This window comes from Paracoccaceae bacterium Fryx2 (genome assembly GCA_032334235.1).
GTDB lineage: Bacteria > Pseudomonadota > Alphaproteobacteria > Rhodobacterales > Rhodobacteraceae > JAVSGI01.
On the sequence record JAVSGI010000003.1, the window covers coordinates 829,704 to 847,701 of the forward strand.

Consider the following 17,998-nt stretch of genomic DNA (forward strand, 5'->3'; position numbering starts at 1 on the left):
CAAGGGGGGCAAGAGGGAAACCTGAGGCGGGGTCGCGTTGTGGAAGGCAGTGTTGGTCAATCTGGTACATAGTGCGTGCCGCGCGCGGGGAAATCTTGTGGGGCGGGAGGAGTTTGCGAAGATTTTCGCCTGATTTGCGAGGGGCACCGCCGCAAGGACCGGGTCGAATCCGGTGCCCTGCTTAGAGGCAGGCAGGAAGGTGACCATCGCCGGATTGAAGTTCACGGGGACGCAGCACCGGGCAGCGTCCGAGGACGGGTAAATTCGTCGGCGCAGCGGGAGGGTGTTCATGAGTGTTTGGGCGAGGGGAGTTTGGCTGCAACCACTGACCTTTCAGAGACCTTGCAAAGCTCTGCAAAAGCAAGGTCGGGGCGGCTTGCTGCGCTTGGTCGCCGAAGCTGTCATGCAGCTTGGGATCGAAGGCGACTGATCGGCGACGGCGGCCGCGAACGTGCAGAGAAGAGCAGGACATGGCGCGGTTGCCGTGACCGCCCGCTTGCCCCGCTCGAGGGGGCTCAACGGAAGGTGCCAAAGCTGCCGCAGGGCACCTTTCCCGGCTTTCGGGAGGCCGACAGGACTTCCGGACAGGCGCGGTTGAATCAGGAGGCGTGGATCGGCGTCTCGATCCGCCGCGTTGACGAACGGGAGTAGTGGTTTGAACGGCATCCTGACGGCCCGGTGTCGAAGCTGTGTTGAACCGCCCCGGGTTTACCGGAGGGCAAAACTCTCGGAGAATTGCCCGTTATGGAACAGACCTCAAAGAAGAAGACCTCGAAGCCGTATTCACCTGAGTTCCGCGAGCGTGCGGTGCGGCTGGCGATGGAACACCGCGATGATTATCAGAGCGAGGCTGCGGCGCTGACGGCGATTGCAGGTAAATTGGGCTGTTCGACGGACAGCCTTCGCGTCTGGATGCGACAGGTCCAGCGCGATGGTGGCGAACGGCCGGGACCTACCAGCGCTGAGATCGCGCGGATCAAAGAGCTTGAGCGCGAGAACCGGGAACTGCGGCAAGCGAACGAGATTCTGCGCAAAGCTTCAGCGTATTTTGCCCAGGCGGAGCTCGACCGCCCGTTTCGCAAATGACTGCTTTCATTGAGGAAAGCCGAGAGGCATTCGGGGTCGAGCCGATCTGCAGGGCACTGCAGTTTGCCCCTTCCACCTTTTATGACCGGCGGGCGATCATGCGTGATCCTGACCGGGCCTCGGCCCGGGCCAAATCGGATGCCGCCCTGAGCCTCAAGATCGACGCGGCCTGGGATGCCAACCGCAAGCTCTATGGCGCGCGGAAGATCTGGCATGTTTTGCGACGGCAGGGTGAAGACGCCGCCCGCTGCACCGTGGAACGATTGATGCGCCATCTGGGCATCAGGGGCGTGGTCCGTGGCAAGAAGGTCATCACGACCAATCCTGACACGTCTCTGCCTTGCCCGGACGACAAGGTGAACCGGCTGTTCATGGCGGATCGGCCGAACAAGCTGTGGGTTTCAGATTTCACCTATGTGCCCACATGGTCCGGCACCGTCTACGTGGCCTTCGTCATCGACGTCTTTGCACGTCGTATTGTCGGTTGGCGCGTCTCGACATCGATGAAGACCCAGTTTGTGCTCGACGCGCTGGAGCAAGCGATCTGGCAAAGAAAGACGCCGGATAACAAGAGCTTGGTCCACCATTCGGACCGCGGATCACAATACCTGTCGATCAAATACACCGAACGCCTGGCCAAGGCCGAGATCGACCTTTCCGTTGGAACAGTTGGCGATGCCTATGACAACGCCTTGGCTGAATGCGTCATCGGCCTGTTCAAGACAGAGGTCATCAACCAGATCGGCCCCTGGAAATCAATGCGCGAGGTCGAATGGGAAACGCTGAAATGGATCGATTGGTATAACAACCGCCGCCTGCTTGGCCCAATCGGATACATCCCACCCGCAGAAGCAGAGGAGGCGTTCTATGCAAACCTGAACTCACTCGATATGGTCGCGTAGTCATTGAACAAACCACCCTCCGGTAAACCCGGGGCGGTTCAGTGTCAGCAAAGTGCCATGGTGCGCCGCTGGTTCAGATGTCGTTGCCCCGACGGGCCGTCATGGTGGCATCTTCCCTTTTCGGCGCCCCCGTTCCTGATGCGGCATCCTTGGGCACCGCGGCTGGCACAGGGGCCGCCCCCAGCATCAGTTTTGCCGGGTAACACCAATGTCGGCACCGGGGCTTTCGTATTTCACGCGCAACCGCTCCAGCAGTTGTTCGATCCGCGTGGGTGTGGTGGTGCCGGGAAGCCCGTCGTAAGCGCGCTTGAGAAGCATGTCCATCTGGCTGTCGGCTGTGGCCTTGCCTGTATCCGTTTTCATCGGGTGCTGCACTTTTTTTGATTGCGCCGTTCACGGGGGCGAGTGTCGGCCCCGCTGCCGGGCGACAGGATTCCTGCAGTTCGGGAACGCCGTCCTTCTCTACGGGCTTGCGCGGGTGGATGCGACCGGCCGGGCGCTGGCGTCGCCATCACGGGGTGATGACGCACCAGAAACCCGGCCGGGGCGGCGTGGAGTGCGGTCAGAGGCTGCGGATCAGATCGCAGATGCGAACCATGCGCCCGTCCGGCTCGTTGGTCGATCCGGCCAGGCCGGTGTAGGGTTCAGGGGCGGCGGACGCGCCGGGGGCCTGCACTTCCGCTCCCGCAGCGGAGCCGGTCACGGTCGTTGACGGGGCTTGCGTGGCTCCGGCCTGATCGCTCTCAGGCTGCACCGCGTCGGGCTGCACGCCTTCTGCGGTTTCCGGGTCGGTCTGACCTTCCTGCGTCGACGGTGCCACGCCTGCGCCCTGACCTGCCTCGGCTGCGCAACGCGCGCGCAGGGCGGCCTGATCGTCCTGGCTGATACCAACCTGCACTGATCAGCACTCATGCGCCCATTTACGCATCCCGATGGATTTGATGCGCGCGGGCTGGGCGATCAGCTTGTTCCAAGCATCACAGCAATGATCGACAATTTCGTTGTAGGATTCGAAGATGTGGTTGGAGAGCCAATTATCCCGCATGAACTGCCAGATGTTTTCGACGGGATTGAGTTCAGGGCATTTGGCTGGCAGCGGAATGATGCTGATATTCTCTGGTATGATGAGTGCGGCGGTCATATGCCACCCAGCCTGATCCATGAGCAGTACGGCATGGGCACCAAGCGCCACGGTTCGAGCGATTTCAGCAAGATGCAGATTCATCGCGTCCGTATTGCAAACCGGCAGGACAAGCCCTGCGCCCTTGCCCAGTGCCGGGCAGATTGCTCCGAAGATGTAGGCTGATATGGTTCGTTGGTCATGCGGTGCGGAGGGCCGTGTTCCACGTTGTGCCCATCGGCGCGTGATCTTGTTTTTCTGACCGACTCGGGCCTCGTCCTGGAACCAGACTTCTATTGCAGTGCCTTGTGGCAGGCGCGCGCGGACTTTTTCCAGTTTGGTTGCAAAGCCCCCTTTTTAAACCCCTCCAGCGCCTCTGTGTCTTGTGCATGGTGGCGCGGTCGCGCCGTGAGCTTCACATAACCCAGCTTCTTCAACTCCCGGCTCACGGTCGTTTCGTCAATCGAGACCGTAAATTCCTTATAAAGCCACTGTGCAAGGTCGATCAGTCGCCAGCGCACGACTCCATGGATTGCAGGGATCGGTCCGCTTTCGACGATCGCCACAAGCGCCTGGCGTTGGACATCATTGAGCTTGGGTCGATTGCCACGCGCTTTACCATCAATCAGCGCATCCGGCCCGCGGGCATTGAGCCGCACAACCCAGTCGCGTACAATCTGCAGACCCACACCGCCGATCCGCGCGGCATCGCTGCGGCTGCCGCCATCGTAGATCTCAGCCAGCGCCAGAAGCCTTCGGCTTTGGTTCGCGTTCTTCGTCTTCCGTGCCAAGCGCCTCAATGTCGCCCCGTCAAAGTCCAACCGCAATGCTATCGCTGCACCCATGGCCATGCCCTCCCTGATCTACCGCAATAGATTCAGACTTTTGGCGCTTTGGGAATCCCCCGTGAGTCAGCTTTCGCACCGCTTGGTATGAGGCCGGTGAAATGGGCGCGGATCTCGAATTCCGGCCGCGGCGTTTCCAGCGAGGCGTCGCTGAAGAACCCCGCGCCGACCTTGTCCCACCATGCTTCGGTGGCAACCGTGTCATCGTTGCTGGTCTGTGCGAAACCGGGTGCCGCAAGCGCGGTGCCCAGCAGAAGGACTGCGATCGTGAATTTCATGACTTTGCCTTTCAGTTTCGGGTTTGCGCTGATGAAACTGGCAAACTTGAGGAATGTTCCCGTCCACGCTGCCCCGATGGTTCCGGCGCAAGGCTGGAACGTTGCGCGGCTTCGGCGGCAGGAAACCCGGCCGCGCAACGCGCGACGGATGTTGGAATAGCAACCCGGGCCGGAAAGGCCGCGTCAGGGAAACCGGCCGCCCCGGACGTGGGACCAGCAGGTCGGCCTCGGATCGGCCCCGCGCTTCACGCGCCGCTGTCGCGGATCGGGGCGGCCGGATTTGATGGCGCAGGATTCGACCGGGCGCCAGTCGGAATATTCGCCGGGCGGCCGGAGGCGATGCGGGTGTCGCCCCGAGGTCAGCCCGGCCGGTGCCCGGCAACGTCTGCGGCCGTCACAGGCCGGTCTGAAATCCGGTGCTTCATGGCCCCGCTTCGCGGGGCTGCAGGGTTTCGTCGACCCAAAGGCGGTTCTCCACCGCCACACCCCGCGCCGCGGCGCCGGCAACCGCCCCGGCCCGCTCGCGGTCGGCGCCAGACGGCACGATGCCCGCAAGGATCAGCCGACCATCCTCGGCCGAAACATGCACGCGCTGGGTCTGCAGACCCGGCTGCCCACGCAGCGCCGCGTCGATCCGCGCGATCAGGTCGCCTGCGTCGCGCGCGCACTCCGGCTCTCCGGAGTCCGGCCCCCCGGACTCAAGCGCCCCGGAGTCTGGAGCCCCGGAGTCTGGCGCCCCGGAATCGGGCATCCCTTCGGGATCGGCGGCCATCGAAGGCGCCACATAATGCTTGGGCCCAAGATCATCGTGGATCCAGTAGCCATTCGACGCGGCGTTGTTCGGGGCCTGAGCGGTCGGCCGACGCGCCCCGTCGCGTTCCGGACGGTCAGGCGACAGTGGGGCTGGCGGGCTGGTCTTTTCGGGCATCTCTGCTGGTCTCCTTCACAGGGTCCGGTTGGCGGAAGGCTTCTGCCCGTCGCGCGGTGCTGTCGGCGCTGGCATCCAGCACGGCGCGCAGCACGATTCCGGGGGCGGCGTGATGCACGGCATGGCCGCATTCGGGAACCAGCACGCAGGTCAGATGCGGCACCTGCTGGCGCAACCAGGGCAGGTGCCATTCCGGCTGGGCGGTCTGGTCGCACAACCCGTGCACCACGGTGACGGGCAACTGCACTCGCAAAGAAGGACCGATGTCCCTCATGCCGTCGTTGAAGCTTTTCAGTTCTGCCGCCATCGTCGCGACGGAGCGCGGCCGCGCGGCATGGGTTACCGGGAATCGCCGCAGCCAGGGCGGCACCCGGTTCGGCGCCATGAACCCCGAAATGATGCTCTGCCGCATCCGGCGCACCAGTGGCGGCACCAGGATGCGGCGCACGAAGCTGCCGACCACCGGTGCCGTCGCGATCCGCAACGCGGGCATCGGCTTTTCTGGCGTGGGCCTGCAGAACGGCGCCAGCAGGACAAGGCGCGCGGTGCGCCCGGGTCTGACACTTGCGAAGGCAAGCGCCGCCCCTGCGGCCAAGGAATGCGCCACGAAGGTGGCGCGGCCGATCCCCAGCTCAGTCAGCAGGGCGTCAAGCCATGCCGCCTGCGACAGCGGGTCCTGATGACCGTCCGGCAACGGGTCGCTCTGCCCGTAGCCCGGACGGTCGGGCGCGATCCACCGCACCCCAGCCACGTCGGGAAACGCGCTGAGGATTTCCTCCCCGAGGCTGCCGTTGCCGTGCAGCAGCACGAACGGCGCGCCGCTGCCGCGCGACAGGACGTGGAACGAGTTCCCCCAGACGGAAACGAATCCGCCCGTCCGGGGTGCCCGCTCTTCATGCGAAAGGCCGGGTTCGCGTTGGATCGCCATTTGTCACCTCCCCGGGCGTATCAGGGCCGGTCGCCAGGCCGACCGGGGGTCGCGAAAACCAGCTTGCGCCGGTCCATCATCGCGGGCAGGCGGACGGCAAGCCAGACCGCGCACAGGCCGACGATGATGTAGATCAACCGCGACAGCAGGGCTGCCTGCCCGCCGAATATCGCGGCGACCAGATCGAACTGGAACAGCCCGACCAGAAGCCAGTTCAGGCCACCCACGATCAGCAGGATCTGGGCAATGGCATCAATGGGACGCATGGAGTTTCTCCTTGTTGGGTTCATGTCGTCAACCTTGGACAGTGCGACATGTTCCTGAAAAAACGCACATGTTTTGCGCAAGCGCCGCCCGGGTCAGCTGTTCTGCACCGCCGCGGCCAGCCTGTCGGCCGTCCGGTTCGAGAGCGTGCCGGGCTTCGGGGCGGGAACGCCCGGCCCGTCCCGGCCGAGCACGTCCTTCATGCCAAACCCGTTGGCGCGCCGCAGCTGTACCAGCTCGTCCCAGGCGACCGGCAGGGCCACAGGCGCGCCGGGGCGGGCGCGCAGCGAGAAGGGGGCAACGGCCGTGGATCCGTGATGGTTGCGCATCCAGTCGATGAAGATGCGGCCGCGCCGGTCTGCCTTCGCCATCCTGGCGGTGAAGCGGCCGGGGTGACGTTCGGCCAGCAGCGTCGCGAACACGCGCGAGAACAGCGCCACCGACCCGGTGGTGGCGGTGCGCCGCAGCGGCACCACAACGTGAACCCCCTTGCCGCCCGTGACCATCGCCCAGCTTTCCAGCCCCGCCTCTGCCAGCAGGTCGCGGATCAGGAACGCCGCGTCGCGCACCTTGGCGAACCCCAGCCCCTCGTCGGGATCGAGGTCGAAGATCAGCCGGTCGGGCTTCAGCGGCGCGTCGATCCGCACGCCTTCGATGTGGAATTCCAGCGTGCCCATCTGCACGGCGGCAATCAGGCTGGCGGCATCGGTCAGATACATCCTGTCCTGCACCTTGCCATCTTCACCGGCGAAGTCGGCCTGCCCCAGGGCTTCGGGAAACCCCTTGCCGAGGTGCTTTTGAAAGAACTGCTGCCCGTCCAGCCCGTCGGGCAGACGCAGCAGCGATACCGGGCGGTTCCGGGTAACCGGCAGCATCCGGTCGGCAATCGCCTCGTAATAGCGGGCAATGTCGAGTTTCGTCACCTTGGGCCTCGGATAGACGACCCGCTCGGGGCTGCTGATGCCTACCCCCGCGACAACGGTCCGAGAGGAGGGCTCGGCGGTCACGACCTCGGCCGGCGGCTTGTCCTCGCGCAGCGCGATGAAGCTGGCATGGCGCAGATGGCCGTCGCGGGTGATCTCGGCATGGCGCACCTCGGCCACCACTTCAGGCGCAACCCATGTCACGCGGCCGGCGAGCCTCGGGGGTTCCGGCAGGGGGCAGCCGGCGCGGGTCAGGGGGGCCAGTCGCTGCACGATCCCGGCCTCGGCAGCGGCATCGAAGCCGGTGCCGACCTTGCCGCGATAGACCAGCGCGCCCTTCTCGTGGCTGGCCAGCAGCAGCGAGGCGAAGGCTCGCCCGCGCGCGGTGCTGTGCTGCCAGCCGACGATCACGAAGGCGCCGCGCTGCTCGGTCTTGGATTTCACCCAGACAGAGGATCGGCCCGGACGATAGGGCGCGTCGCGCAGTTTCGACACGATGCCTTCGCCGCCCGCCGCGCCGATCTGGCGGAAAAGCTCCGCGCCGGTGCCCGACAGCAGGGGCGACAGGCGCAGGCACCCACGGGGCACTACGGCCGCGAACAGCGTTTCCAGCAGGGCGCGGCGCTCGTGCAGCGGCAGCGTGGTCAGCGGCCGCCCGTCGAGGTGCATCAGATCGAAGGCGTAGAACACGAACGGGCCGCCGTCCTTGATCGCCAGCGCGACATCCCCGAACCGTTCCAGCCCCGCGCCCGCGACGATCTCGCCGTCGATCAGGGCGGCATCGGCGGGCAGGCGGTTCAGGGCCGGCAGCAGGGGGGCGAACCTGTCGGTCCAGTCCAGCCCGCTGCGGGTGAAGATGCGCGCCCCGCCCTTGCCCAGCGCCACCTGCGCGCGGTAGCCGTCAAGCTTGACCTCGTGCCACCAGTCCTCGCCCTCGGGCGGGGCGTCGTGCAGTTCCGCCAGTTGCGGCGGGTGGAACTTCGGGCGGTGGGCCTTGCGCCCGGGCTCCAGCGGGCGGGCGGGCGCGCCTTCGGCAATCTGGGGCATCGAGCGACCCGAGGTAACGCCGGTCAGATGCGTATCGATCAGCACCGGCCCGTTCGCCGCCGCGTCATCTTCCTTGATCAGCAGCCAGTTTTCCCGGCCATCGTCGCCGGCGCGCTTGCCCTTCATGCGGATCAGCGACCACGCCCCGGTCAGCCGCTGCCCGTGCAGGGCAAAGTGCAGATGGCCGCCCGTCAACCCCTCGTCCACGTCGTGCAGCGGTTGCCACCAGCCGATGTCCCACAGCATGACGGTTCCGGCACCATAGTTGCCCCTGGCGATCACCCCCTCGTAATCGAGGTAGTCGAGCGGATGGTCCTCGGTCCGCACCGCCAGCCGCTTGTCGGAGGGGTCGAGCGACGGGCCGCGCGTGACCGCCCAGCTGAGCAGCACGCCGTCATGTTCCAGCCGCAGGTCCCAATGCAGGCGCGTGGCGTTGTGCTTCTGGCAGGAATAGCGCGGAGCGGCCCCTTTGGCGCCGCCCGATCCCGCGGGCTCCGATGTCTTTGTGAAATCCCGCTTCGCCTTGTATCCGGCCAGATCGCGCACGGCTCACCCCGCCTTTGAGCGGGTCGGCTTCTTCGCCGGTTTGGCGGCGGGCTTTGCGGCGGGTTTGGGGTCGGCCTTGCGTGCGACCGGGGCTTTCTGGCCCTTCAGGCTGTCCTGCAGGGCCTGCATCAGGTCAACGACATTGCCGCCCTTCGGCCGCTCGCCGCCGTCGGCCACGGTGGTACGCGGCGTCTTGCGGTTGGCCTTCTTGGCGTCGATCAGGGCGCGCAGGGCGATGTCATACCGGTCCTTGAATGCCGAGGCGTCGAAGGGGGCGGTCTTGCGTTCGATCAGTTGCGTGGCGACCGAAAGCAGGTCGGGGTCTGCCTCGTCATCCTCGATGCTGGCGAACAGCGGTTCGGCCTCGCGCACCTCGTCGGCGTAATAAAGCGTCTCCATCAGCAGCCCGTCGCCGCAGGGCCGAACGGCGCAAAGATGTTCGCGCCCGCGCATGGTCAGTTGCCCCAGCCCGACCTTGCCACTTTTCCGCAGGGCATCGCGGACCACGCGGTAGGCGTCTTCGGCCAGATCGTCGGTCGGCACGATATAATAGGGCTTGTCGTAGTAGAGCGGCGAGATTTCACCGGCATCGACGAACTGGACCATCTCGAAGGTCTTCTTGGTCTCCAGCTTGATCGCGTCGATCTCTTCCTTCCTGATCAGCAGATAGGTATCCTCGCCCAGTTCATACCCGCTGAGGATGTCTTCGGTCTTGATCGACCCGATGCCCGGCACCGTCTTGTCATAGCGCACGCGTTTGCCCGACGGGCCGTGGATCTGGCGGAACGACACACGCGCGCCCGATTGCGTGGCGCTGTGCACCTCGACCCCGATGGCGACAAGCGACAGGCGCAACTGCCCCTTCCAGACCGCGCGTGAAGCCATGGCCGGATCTCCCCTCGGCCGGTCCATCCGGCACCCGTGGGCGCAACGCCGGGCGGCAGGTTTGGTTCCTGCCGACGAAAGCCGCTGCCCGGGCCAACCGCCGGGACGCCGGAACCGACCGGACAGCCCGCGTGTCACCATGAGGCCGACGGGGGAAAAGGCATGGGCGTGCCAGGGCAAGAGGTCCGGCCTGACGATGCGACCGGCCTCGGGGGCCGACCTGAGCCTTCCGCTGGCGTGACCCGCCTGATCTTCGTTGCGCCGATTTCGCCTGTGTCGATGGGCAAAGGTGAGCCGCCGAATGCTGGCAGAACGGGTATCGGCCGCACCGGCCGCTTCTGCGCATGACAACGCCCCCCCTTGTTCGTCAGCCTCCCCGGGTCGCTCTGACCGGCCGCCACAACGCTGGCCGGGCCGGTCACGCCGCCATCAGGGGGCGAGGCAAAACCCTTGCACGCCTCGCGCCGCTGCCGCAAAAAGGGCGGGATGGTCCCGGCCCTCGGCGGGAAAGAGAGGCCGATTTCCGGTCGGCGGCTCTGGTCCGAGGAAAAGTGGATTGGAAACAAACGGGTAGGGAAATGGAAGAGTCTTGCGAACCATTTTCCGAACCGGTATCAGAAGGATCACGGCCCCGTAGCTCAACTGGATAGAGCACCTGACTTCTAATCAGGATGTTGGGCGTTCGAGTCGTCCCGGGGTCGCCACTTCTGAAATTGATTGCCAATGCGGCACAAGGATGCACGATTTCGGGATTTTCCTGCAAAACCCCTGTCGGGCGTTTGCTGCGTGCCACGCCAAGTTTCTGGCAATAATCTGATATTACATGGTATTTATGCAATGTTCGGACGATGTGGTCAGCGCGACGCAGCATGGCGTCACACGCCGGGGTTCTTGCCGAACAGTCCCTGACCGCGTCACGCAGCCAGATCGCGCCGAACGTCCGGCTCGCCGCGGCATCTTCCTGCCAGGTGTCGAGTTCGTCCGCCATGCGGTTGCGCACAATGTGCTGGAATCTGTCGATCAGGCGTGCCGCAGTGTGGGCGCCGGCACCTGCGCCGCGATTGCGGCCACCCCGAGCGCTTCGTCCTGCGAGAGCGCATGTCGGCGCATCGTCATCGCCATTGCGATGCTGTGCGCGGCAGGGCATCGCGCAGGCATGGCCACGCCGCTCTCGCTTGAGCCCACGCAGCAGCGCAGGGGCTGGGGCCCGCGCGACGGCTATCCGGGCGACGCGGTTGTCGGCCGGTAGGTCATGAACCTCGGGTCCGCCTGTCCGAAGGACGTGCGGGCGCGTCAGGAACAAATCCTGAAGGCTGTTGTTCTGACCTGAGTATCTCAGCCTCTCAGGGAGCCGCCATGAACTCACCTTCACCGTTTGCAAATGCCGGGTGGTTGCCAGTGCCCGATCAAGCTCCTGCCCTGCAGCCCGTCCTGCTGTGTTTTTCGCATCTGCGCTGGGATTTCGTCTACCAGCGCCCGCAGCACCTGCTGTCCCAGGCGGCCGCGACCTTTCGCGTGTTCTATGTTGAAGAGCCGGAATTCGCGCCGGGTCCGCCGCATTTCCGCATGCGGGTCGCGCCGTCGGGCGTGACCATCCTGACCCCGGTGTTCGATCATGCCACCGACCATTGCCATGAACAACGCCTGCTGGTGCAATCGCTGCAGCGCAGCCTGGGCAAGAGCCCGCAGGTCCATTGGTATTACACGCCGATGGCGCTGCGCTTTGCGGGCGGCCTGCCCTGCGACCTGTGCGTCTATGACTGCATGGACGAGCTGTCGGCCTTTCGCTTTGCGCCACCGGACATCTGCGCCATGGAAGCGGAGCTGCTGGCACGCGCCGATCTGGTGTTCACCGGGGGGCAGAGCCTTTATGCGGCCAAGCGCACCCGGCATCCCGATGTGCACTGTTTTCCCAGCAGCGTCGACGTGGGCCACTTCGGCCGGGCACGCAGCCCGCTGGCCGATCCGCCCGATCAGGCAGGCATCCCGCGGCCGCGGATCGGCTATTTCGGCGTGATCGACGAACGGATGGACCTTGGCCTCGTGGCCCATGCGGCGGCGGCGCTGCCCGAAACGCAGTTCGTGATGCTGGGGCCGATCGCCAAGATCGACCCGCAGGACCTGCCGCAGGGGCCGAACATCCACTGGCTGGGGCGCAGGGACTACGAAGACCTGCCGCCCTACATGGCCAACTGGCAGGCGGCCTGGATGCCCTTTGCCCTGAACGATTCCACGCGCTTCATCAGCCCGACCAAGACCCCCGAGTTCCTCGCGGCGGGTCTGCCGGTGACGGCAACGGCGGTGGCCGACGTGGTGGCGACCTATGGCCGGCAGGGCCTTGTCACCATCGCGGATGCCGACACCATCGCCACGGCGCTGCGCGACAGCCTGATCCCTGCCGAGCCCGGCTGGCAGAAGGCGGTCGACCGCTGCCTTGGCTCGATGTCCTGGGCGGGCACCTGGGCCGCGATGCAGACGCTGATGCTGTCACGGGCGCGCGTCGCGGAACGGGTGGGATGATGCGCGCCGGGCGGTCCACCGGCGCCGGACATGCGCGCGGTGTCACGGCAGGCCGCGAACCGTCGAAGCGGGAATGATGCCGAATGCGGAAACCCCGCAGGCGGGGCCGGTGCCGGTGATCCTTGCCACGGACAGCAACGACCCGTCGGGCGTCGGCCACCACATGATCACGCTCGCCGCGCACCTCGGCCGGGCTTTCACCCCGCTTCTGGCCTTCGTCGCGGCACCCTCTGGCCGCGCTTTCGTGGCCCGCGCCCGGGCCGCCGGCCTTGCCGCCGACACGGTGGCCGAGGATGGCTGGCCCGACTGGCTGGCGCGTCGGCCCGGCCCCCTGCTGCACGTTCATGCGGGCATCGGGTGGGAAGGGCATCCGCTGATCGCAGCTGGACGGCGCGCGGGGATGACCGTGCTGCGCACCGAACATCTGCCCTGGCTGATCGACGATGCCGCGCAAAGGCAGGATTACGCCGCCATGCTGCGCGACGTGTCGCAGCTGATCGCGGTGTCACCGGGCTCGGCGCAGGGCTGGCTGGCGAAGATCGCCCGGATGCCGCATCAGGTGCCGCTGTCGGCGATTCCGAACGGGGTGGCCCAGCCGCACCCCCGCATCCCGGCCCCGGACCTGCGCCGGAACCTCGGGATCGCGGAAGGGGCGCCCCTTGTGCTGCACGTCGGGCGATTCACGGCACAAAAGGCACAGGCGGCGCTGGTGGCGGCCTTTGCAGCGGTGCAGCCCGCGCATCCCGCGGCGCGGCTGGTCATGGTTGGCGAAGGCCCGCTGCGCGCGGCGGTCGAGGCCGACATCGCGCGGCGCGCGCTGGCGGGCGTCACGCTGCTTGCGCCCCGCGACGACATCGCAAGCCTGATGCAGGCTGCCGACCTGTTCGTGCTGCCCTCGCTGTTCGAGGGGCTGCCGCTGGTTGCACTCGAGGCGATGGCGGCGGGGCTGCCGATCATTGCCACCCGCACCGAGGGGATTGTCGATGCGCTGGGGCCGGACCATCCGTTCCTGGTGCCGCCCGATGCGCCGGACGCGCTGGCCGCGTGCCTTGCCGCGCGCCTGGCCGACCCGGATGGCGCGCGTGAAGTGGCGCGGCACCAGAGCCGCCGTTTCCGGCAGGGCTTCACCGCCGACGCGATGGCACGGGCCACCGAAACCGCCTATCACCGCGCGCTTGCCGACCGGCGCGCCCGGCAAGGACCGCCTGCCATGCAAAGCCCGACGCGGATCGGTTTCATCGGCGCGGGGGGCATCGCCGCGCGTCATCTGGGCGTGCTGTCGGGCTTTTCCGACGTGGCCGTGACCGCCATCGCGGACCCCGATACCGCCTGCGCCGCGGCCCTCGCCGCGCCTTTCGGTGCCAGTGTCCACGACAGCGCCGCGGCGATGCTGCACGCGGTGACGCTGGACGCGCTGTTCATCTGCCTCCCGCCCGGTGCCCATGGCCCGGCCGAGCGTGCCGCCCTGGCTGCCGGCTTGCCGTTCTTCGTCGAAAAGCCGCTGTCGGCCGACCTTGCCACCGCCGAGGCGATTGCGGCAGAGGTGGCTTCGGCGGGGATCGTCACGGCGGTCGGCTATCACTGGCGCTATCTCGACACGGTCGATGCCGCCCGCCACGCGCTGCGCGGGCGCGTGCCGCAACTGATGCAGGGCTTCTGGCTGGACCGGACGCCGCCGCCCGCCTGGTGGGGCCGGGCTGCGCAGTCGGGCGGGCTGATGGTGGAACAGGCCACCCATCTGATCGACACGCTGCGCCTGCTGGGCGGCGGGGTAAGCGCGGTCTATGCGCAGGGCAACCACCTGCCGCGCGACCGGTTTCCCGGCCTGGGCGTGGCGACCGCCTGCACCGCCACGCTGACCTTCGCGTCTGGCGCGGTGGCGACCCTGTCTGCCACCTGCCTGCTGGAATGGCAGCACCGTGTCGGCCTGCACCTGTTCGCGGAAGGGCTGGCGATCGAGCTTTCGGAACACGGGGTGATGATCGACCACGGCGCGGGCCGTCACCCGCAACCGGCCGACGGCGACCCGGTCTGGCGCGCCGACCGCGATTTCATCGACGCGGTGCGCGGGCGGCCGAACCTGATCCGCACTTCCTATGCCGAGGCGCTGGAGACGCATCGCGTGGCGCTGGCCATCTCCCGGTCGATGCAGACGGGCGAGTTGGAACGGCTGACCCCCACCTTGCCGCAACCCCTGCCCCCGGTCGGCCGCCTGCGCCGCCCTCCCGCGCTTCCCGATCAGCACCGCGAGGTGTGCTCGCTGGGGGTCGAGGCGCCGTTCCGGCCGGGCGTCTTCTGCTATGACGAAGGCCCTGCTGGTCCGGGGCAGGTGCGGCTCGACCTGTGCTTCACCGGGCTTTCGGCGGGCACCGAGCTGACGTTCCTGAAGGGTACCAACCCCTGTCTTGCCGCGTCATGGGACGCCGACGCCTGCCTGTTCCGCACCGATGCGCCTGCTGCGGAGTTTCCGCTGCGCTTCATGGGCTACATGGAGGTGGCACGGGTGATCGACAGCAAGGCCGAAGGGTTCGCCCCGGGCGACATCGTGGCTACGGCCTTCGGCCACAAGACCGGCCACACCGCAACGCCCGGGCGGGACCTGCTGGTGCCGATGCCGCCGCAGATCGACCCGATCCTCGGCATCTTCGTCGCGCAGATGGGGCCGATTGCCGCCAACGGCATCCTTCATGCCGACGCGCTGGCGCATCCGGCGGGGAACGCGGCCTTTGGCGCCGGGGTGCGCGGGCGGCGGGTGGCGGTCTGGGGCGGCGGCACGGTGGGGATGCTCACCGCGCTGTTTGCCCGGGCCGCAGGGGCGGCCGATGTGATCCTGGCCGAACCTTCGGCCTTCCGCCGGGGCCTGGCCGGGCGCCTGGGCCTGCAGGCGCTGGACGAGGATGCGGCACTGGCGCACGCCAAGAGCTGGGGGCAGGCCGGGAACCGCGGCGCCGATCTGGTGTTCCAGACCCGCGCGCGGTCCGACAGCCTGCACAGCGCGCTGCGCGCCCTGCGCCCGCAGGGCAGCGTCATCGACCTTGCCTTCTACCAGGGCGGGCTGGACGGCGCCCGGCTGGGGGAAGAGTTCCACCACAACGGCCTGCGCCTGATCTGCGCCCAGATCGGGCGGGTGCCGCCCGGCTTTGCGGCGGGCTGGGACCGCCCGCGCCTGTGTCAGGAAACGCTGGCGCTGCTGGCCGCGCAGGGCCCCGCCATCCGTGACGCCCTGATCACCCATGTCGTGCCCTTCGACGATGCGCCGGGGTTCCTTGCGCACCTTGTGGCCGACCGCCCCGAGTTCCTTCAGATCGCCTTCGTGCTGGACACATGACCCATCCCCTGCCCCACCCTGCCGACCGGCCGGTGCGCCTTCTGTTCGTCTTCGCCTGGCTGGCGGTCGGCGGCGAGGAAACCATGGTGCGCCTGCTGGCCCGATCGCTGGACCCCGCGCGCTACCGCATCGACGTGCTGCCCTGCCTGCGGCTGAACGGGGTGTCCGACCTCGCGCACCGTCGGCTGGAGGCGGCCGGGGTGCGGGTGGACCGCACCGCCTATGATCTGAGCTTCGAGGACACGGTGCGCTATCTGGAACGCAAGCTCGCGGGCTGCGACATCGTCGTGTCCTGCCAGAACGTGCCCGACATCTATCCCGCGCTGGACCGGCTCAGCCTCCGCCCGCCGCTGATCGAGCACGGTCGGCTGGTGTCCGACGCGCTGGCAGGGCCGAAGCATTTCACCACGCGCCATGTCGGGGCGTGCGGGACGATCCGCGACGCCGCCGCGTCGCGCATGGCCGACCGGCCGCAGCACGCCCATGCCATCCCGGCGATGGTCGACATGGCGGCCTTCGACCCGGCGCGGCGGGGGGCGGTGCGCGCAAGCCTCGGGCTTCCGCCGGATGCCCTGCTGATCGGCTGGGTCGGGCGGCTGGACCGCAGGAGGCGGGTCGAGGATTTCCTGCGCGCCGCCGCCCTGACGCGGGCGCGCCACCCTCGGGCGTGTTTTGTCGTGGTCGGGGGGCCGGACGCCGAAATGCCCGACCATGCGACGGAACTGCGGTTGCTGGCAGAGCGTCTGGGCCTGTCGCAGGCGGTCCTGTTCACCGGCGACCGGGCGGATGTGCCCGACCTGCTGGGCGCGATGGACATCTTCGTGCGGCTGTCGCGCAGCGAAGGAATGCCGCATGTCGTCGCCGAGGCGGGCGCGGCCCGGCTGCCGGTGATCGCGACCGCCGGCCATGGCGCCCCGGGCCCGATCCGCGATGGCGAGAACGGGCTTCTTGTGCCGCACGACGACATCGGCGCCATCGCCGCCGCGATGGGTCGGCTGGCCTGCGACCCCGCGCTGCGGCGGCGGCTGGGCAACGCGCTGCATCGCGATGTCGCTGCGACCCATGCCGCCACGGCCGTCGTGCGCCGGTGGGAAGCCCTGTTCGACGAGGTGCTGGCCACGACGCCCGCACCGCCGCCCCTGCTGTTTCGCAGCTTCGTTCAGGGGGGCTTTGAATCCTCGGCGCACCGGCTGCACACCGGGCGGCGGCTGGACGTGATCGCGGCCACCGGCCATGACACCCATGCCGAGGGCGACTATCGCCAGCTGGCGGGCATGGGCCTGCGCACCGTGCGCGACGCGGCGCGCTGGCACCTGATCGAGCGTCAGGCGGGCCGCCACGACTTCTCCAGCTTTCTGCCCATGGTGCGGGCGGCGCGGCAGACCGGCACGCAGGTGATCTGGGATCTGCTGCACTACGGCTGGCCCGACGATCTCGACATCTGGACGCCGGCCTTTGTCGACCGGTTCGCGGCGTTTGCCCGGGCCACCGCGCGCGCCTTGCGCGACACCACCGACGAGGTGCCGTTCTGGTGCCCGGTGAACGAGATCTCGTTCTTCTCCTGGGCCGGGGGCGACGCGCGCTATCTGAATCCCTTTGCGGCCGGGCGGGGGTATGAGCTGAAGGTGCAGCTTGCCCGCGCCAGCATCGCCGCGATGCACGCGCTGCGCGATGTCGATCCCCGGGCGCGGTTCGTGCATTGCGAACCGCTGATCGCCATCCACCACGACCCCGCCCTCGCCCCGCCGCGGTGGGAGGCCGAAGGCTGGCATCAGGCGCAGTTCCAGGCGTTCGAGCTGCTGATGGGGCGGCTGTGGCCGCAGATCGGCGGTGACCCGTCGCTGCTCGACATCGTGGGGGTCAACTACTATTCCAACAACCAGTGGATACACGGCGGCCCGCCGATCGACGTGGACCACCCCCTCTACCGGCCGCTGTCGGACCTGCTGTTCGAAACCCATGCCCGCTATGGCCGCCCGATCTTCCTGTCGGAGACCGGGGTCGAGGGCGACCGCCGCGCGCCCTGGCTGCGCCATGTGGCGGCCGAGGTAACGCGCGCGCGCCGTCGCGGCGTGCCGGTCGAGGGCATCTGCCTTTACCCGGTGATGAACCATCCCGGCTGGGATGACGACCGCGCCTGCCAGAACGGCCTGCTCACGCAGCAGATGGAAGGTCGCCAGCGCGGCGTCGATGCCGCTCTGGCCGCCGCAGTGGCCGACGTGGTGGCCGACGCGGCGGCCCGCCGCGCCGACGCGCGCCCCCAGCGCGCCGCTGCCGCCGCGCAATGAGTCTCGACGGCGCACCGGGTCTTTGCGCTTGACGGAACAAATCGCGCCGCCCCGTGTTGTCTGGACACCTTCGGGTTTTCTGGAAACAACAGGTGGGTTGGCTATGAACA

At 67.7% G+C, this 17,998-nt stretch carries 14 protein-coding genes, 1 tRNA gene and 1 other annotated feature; of the genes, 6 read left to right on the forward strand and 9 right to left on the reverse strand.

Annotation, left to right across the window (positions count from 1 at the left end; all coding sequences use genetic code 11):
• Window positions 1-744: 744 nt before the first annotated feature.
• Window positions 745-1,988 (forward strand): IS3 family transposase gene (locus RNZ50_04985; protein MDT8854394.1). Its coding sequence is split into 2 segments (ribosomal slippage): window positions 745-1,048 and window positions 1,048-1,988, totalling 1,245 coding nucleotides; the frame shifts between segments, so codons are not numbered across the junction.
• Window positions 1,041-1,157 (forward strand) — a sequence feature (AL1L pseudoknot). (Overlaps the previous gene by 117 nt.)
• A 186-nt stretch (window positions 1,989-2,174) precedes the next feature.
• Here RNZ50_04985 and RNZ50_04990 read toward each other — a convergent pair.
• From RNZ50_04990 to RNZ50_05030, 9 genes are all read right to left on the reverse strand, one after another.
• Window positions 2,175-2,351 (reverse strand): hypothetical protein, encoded by a 177-nt coding sequence (locus tag RNZ50_04990; GenBank protein ID MDT8854395.1) that lies wholly within the window; start codon window positions 2,349-2,351, stop codon window positions 2,175-2,177.
• Between the two features lie 199 nt (window positions 2,352-2,550).
• Window positions 2,551-2,886 carry a hypothetical protein gene (locus RNZ50_04995; GenBank protein ID MDT8854396.1) on the reverse strand — a complete coding sequence of 112 codons (336 nt, stop codon included), beginning with the start codon at window positions 2,884-2,886 and terminating at the stop codon, window positions 2,551-2,553.
• Between the two features lie 3 nt (window positions 2,887-2,889).
• Window positions 2,890-3,953 (reverse strand): IS630 family transposase gene (locus tag RNZ50_05000; protein ID MDT8854397.1). Its coding sequence is split into 2 segments (ribosomal slippage): window positions 2,890-3,459 and window positions 3,462-3,953, totalling 1,062 coding nucleotides; the frame shifts between segments, so codons are not numbered across the junction.
• A gap of 32 nt (window positions 3,954-3,985) precedes the next feature.
• The gene (locus RNZ50_05005; GenBank protein MDT8854398.1) at window positions 3,986-4,231 is read right to left on the reverse strand and encodes a hypothetical protein; all 246 of its coding nucleotides are present in this window, start codon (window positions 4,229-4,231) and stop codon (window positions 3,986-3,988) included.
• A 421-nt stretch (window positions 4,232-4,652) separates the two neighbouring features.
• On the reverse strand, window positions 4,653-5,159 hold the full coding sequence (locus RNZ50_05010; protein MDT8854399.1) for a BON domain-containing protein: 507 nt from the start codon (window positions 5,157-5,159) through the stop codon (window positions 4,653-4,655).
• Window positions 5,119-6,087 carry an alpha/beta hydrolase gene (locus RNZ50_05015; protein ID MDT8854400.1) on the reverse strand — a complete coding sequence of 323 codons (969 nt, stop codon included), beginning with the start codon at window positions 6,085-6,087 and terminating at the stop codon, window positions 5,119-5,121. Before RNZ50_05015 ends, RNZ50_05010 begins: the two co-directional genes overlap by 41 nt.
• 20 nt (window positions 6,088-6,107) lie before the next feature.
• On the reverse strand, window positions 6,108-6,353 hold the full coding sequence (locus tag RNZ50_05020) for a DUF378 domain-containing protein (protein ID MDT8854401.1): 246 nt from the start codon (window positions 6,351-6,353) through the stop codon (window positions 6,108-6,110).
• Window positions 6,354-6,446: 93 nt separating this feature from the next.
• Window positions 6,447-8,867 (reverse strand): DNA ligase D, encoded by a 2,421-nt coding sequence (gene ligD, locus RNZ50_05025; GenBank protein ID MDT8854402.1) that lies wholly within the window; start codon window positions 8,865-8,867, stop codon window positions 6,447-6,449.
• Window positions 8,868-8,870: 3 nt separating this feature from the next.
• Window positions 8,871-9,752 carry a Ku protein gene (locus RNZ50_05030; protein MDT8854403.1) on the reverse strand — a complete coding sequence of 294 codons (882 nt, stop codon included), beginning with the start codon at window positions 9,750-9,752 and terminating at the stop codon, window positions 8,871-8,873.
• A 627-nt stretch (window positions 9,753-10,379) separates the two neighbouring features.
• Between RNZ50_05030 and RNZ50_05035 the strand changes: the two genes are divergently transcribed.
• From RNZ50_05035 to RNZ50_05055, 5 genes are all read left to right on the forward strand, one after another.
• Window positions 10,380-10,456: transfer RNA gene (locus RNZ50_05035), tRNA-Arg, on the forward strand.
• Between the two features lie 119 nt (window positions 10,457-10,575).
• A complete protein-coding gene (locus RNZ50_05040) occupies window positions 10,576-11,001 on the forward strand; it encodes a hypothetical protein (GenBank protein ID MDT8854404.1) in 426 nt (141 codons plus the stop codon).
• A 149-nt stretch (window positions 11,002-11,150) separates the two neighbouring features.
• A complete protein-coding gene (locus RNZ50_05045; protein ID MDT8854405.1) occupies window positions 11,151-12,272 on the forward strand; it encodes a glycosyltransferase in 1,122 nt (373 codons plus the stop codon).
• A gap of 76 nt (window positions 12,273-12,348) precedes the next feature.
• Window positions 12,349-15,600: a glycosyltransferase gene (locus RNZ50_05050; GenBank protein ID MDT8854406.1), complete on the forward strand. Its 3,252-nt coding sequence runs from the start codon at window positions 12,349-12,351 to the stop codon at window positions 15,598-15,600.
• Window positions 15,597-17,888, forward strand: a complete 2,292-nt coding sequence (locus RNZ50_05055) for a glycosyltransferase family 4 protein (protein MDT8854407.1) — start codon at window positions 15,597-15,599, stop codon at window positions 17,886-17,888. The genes RNZ50_05050 and RNZ50_05055 overlap by 4 nt, the downstream gene beginning before the upstream one ends.
• Window positions 17,889-17,998: the final 110 nt, after the last annotated feature.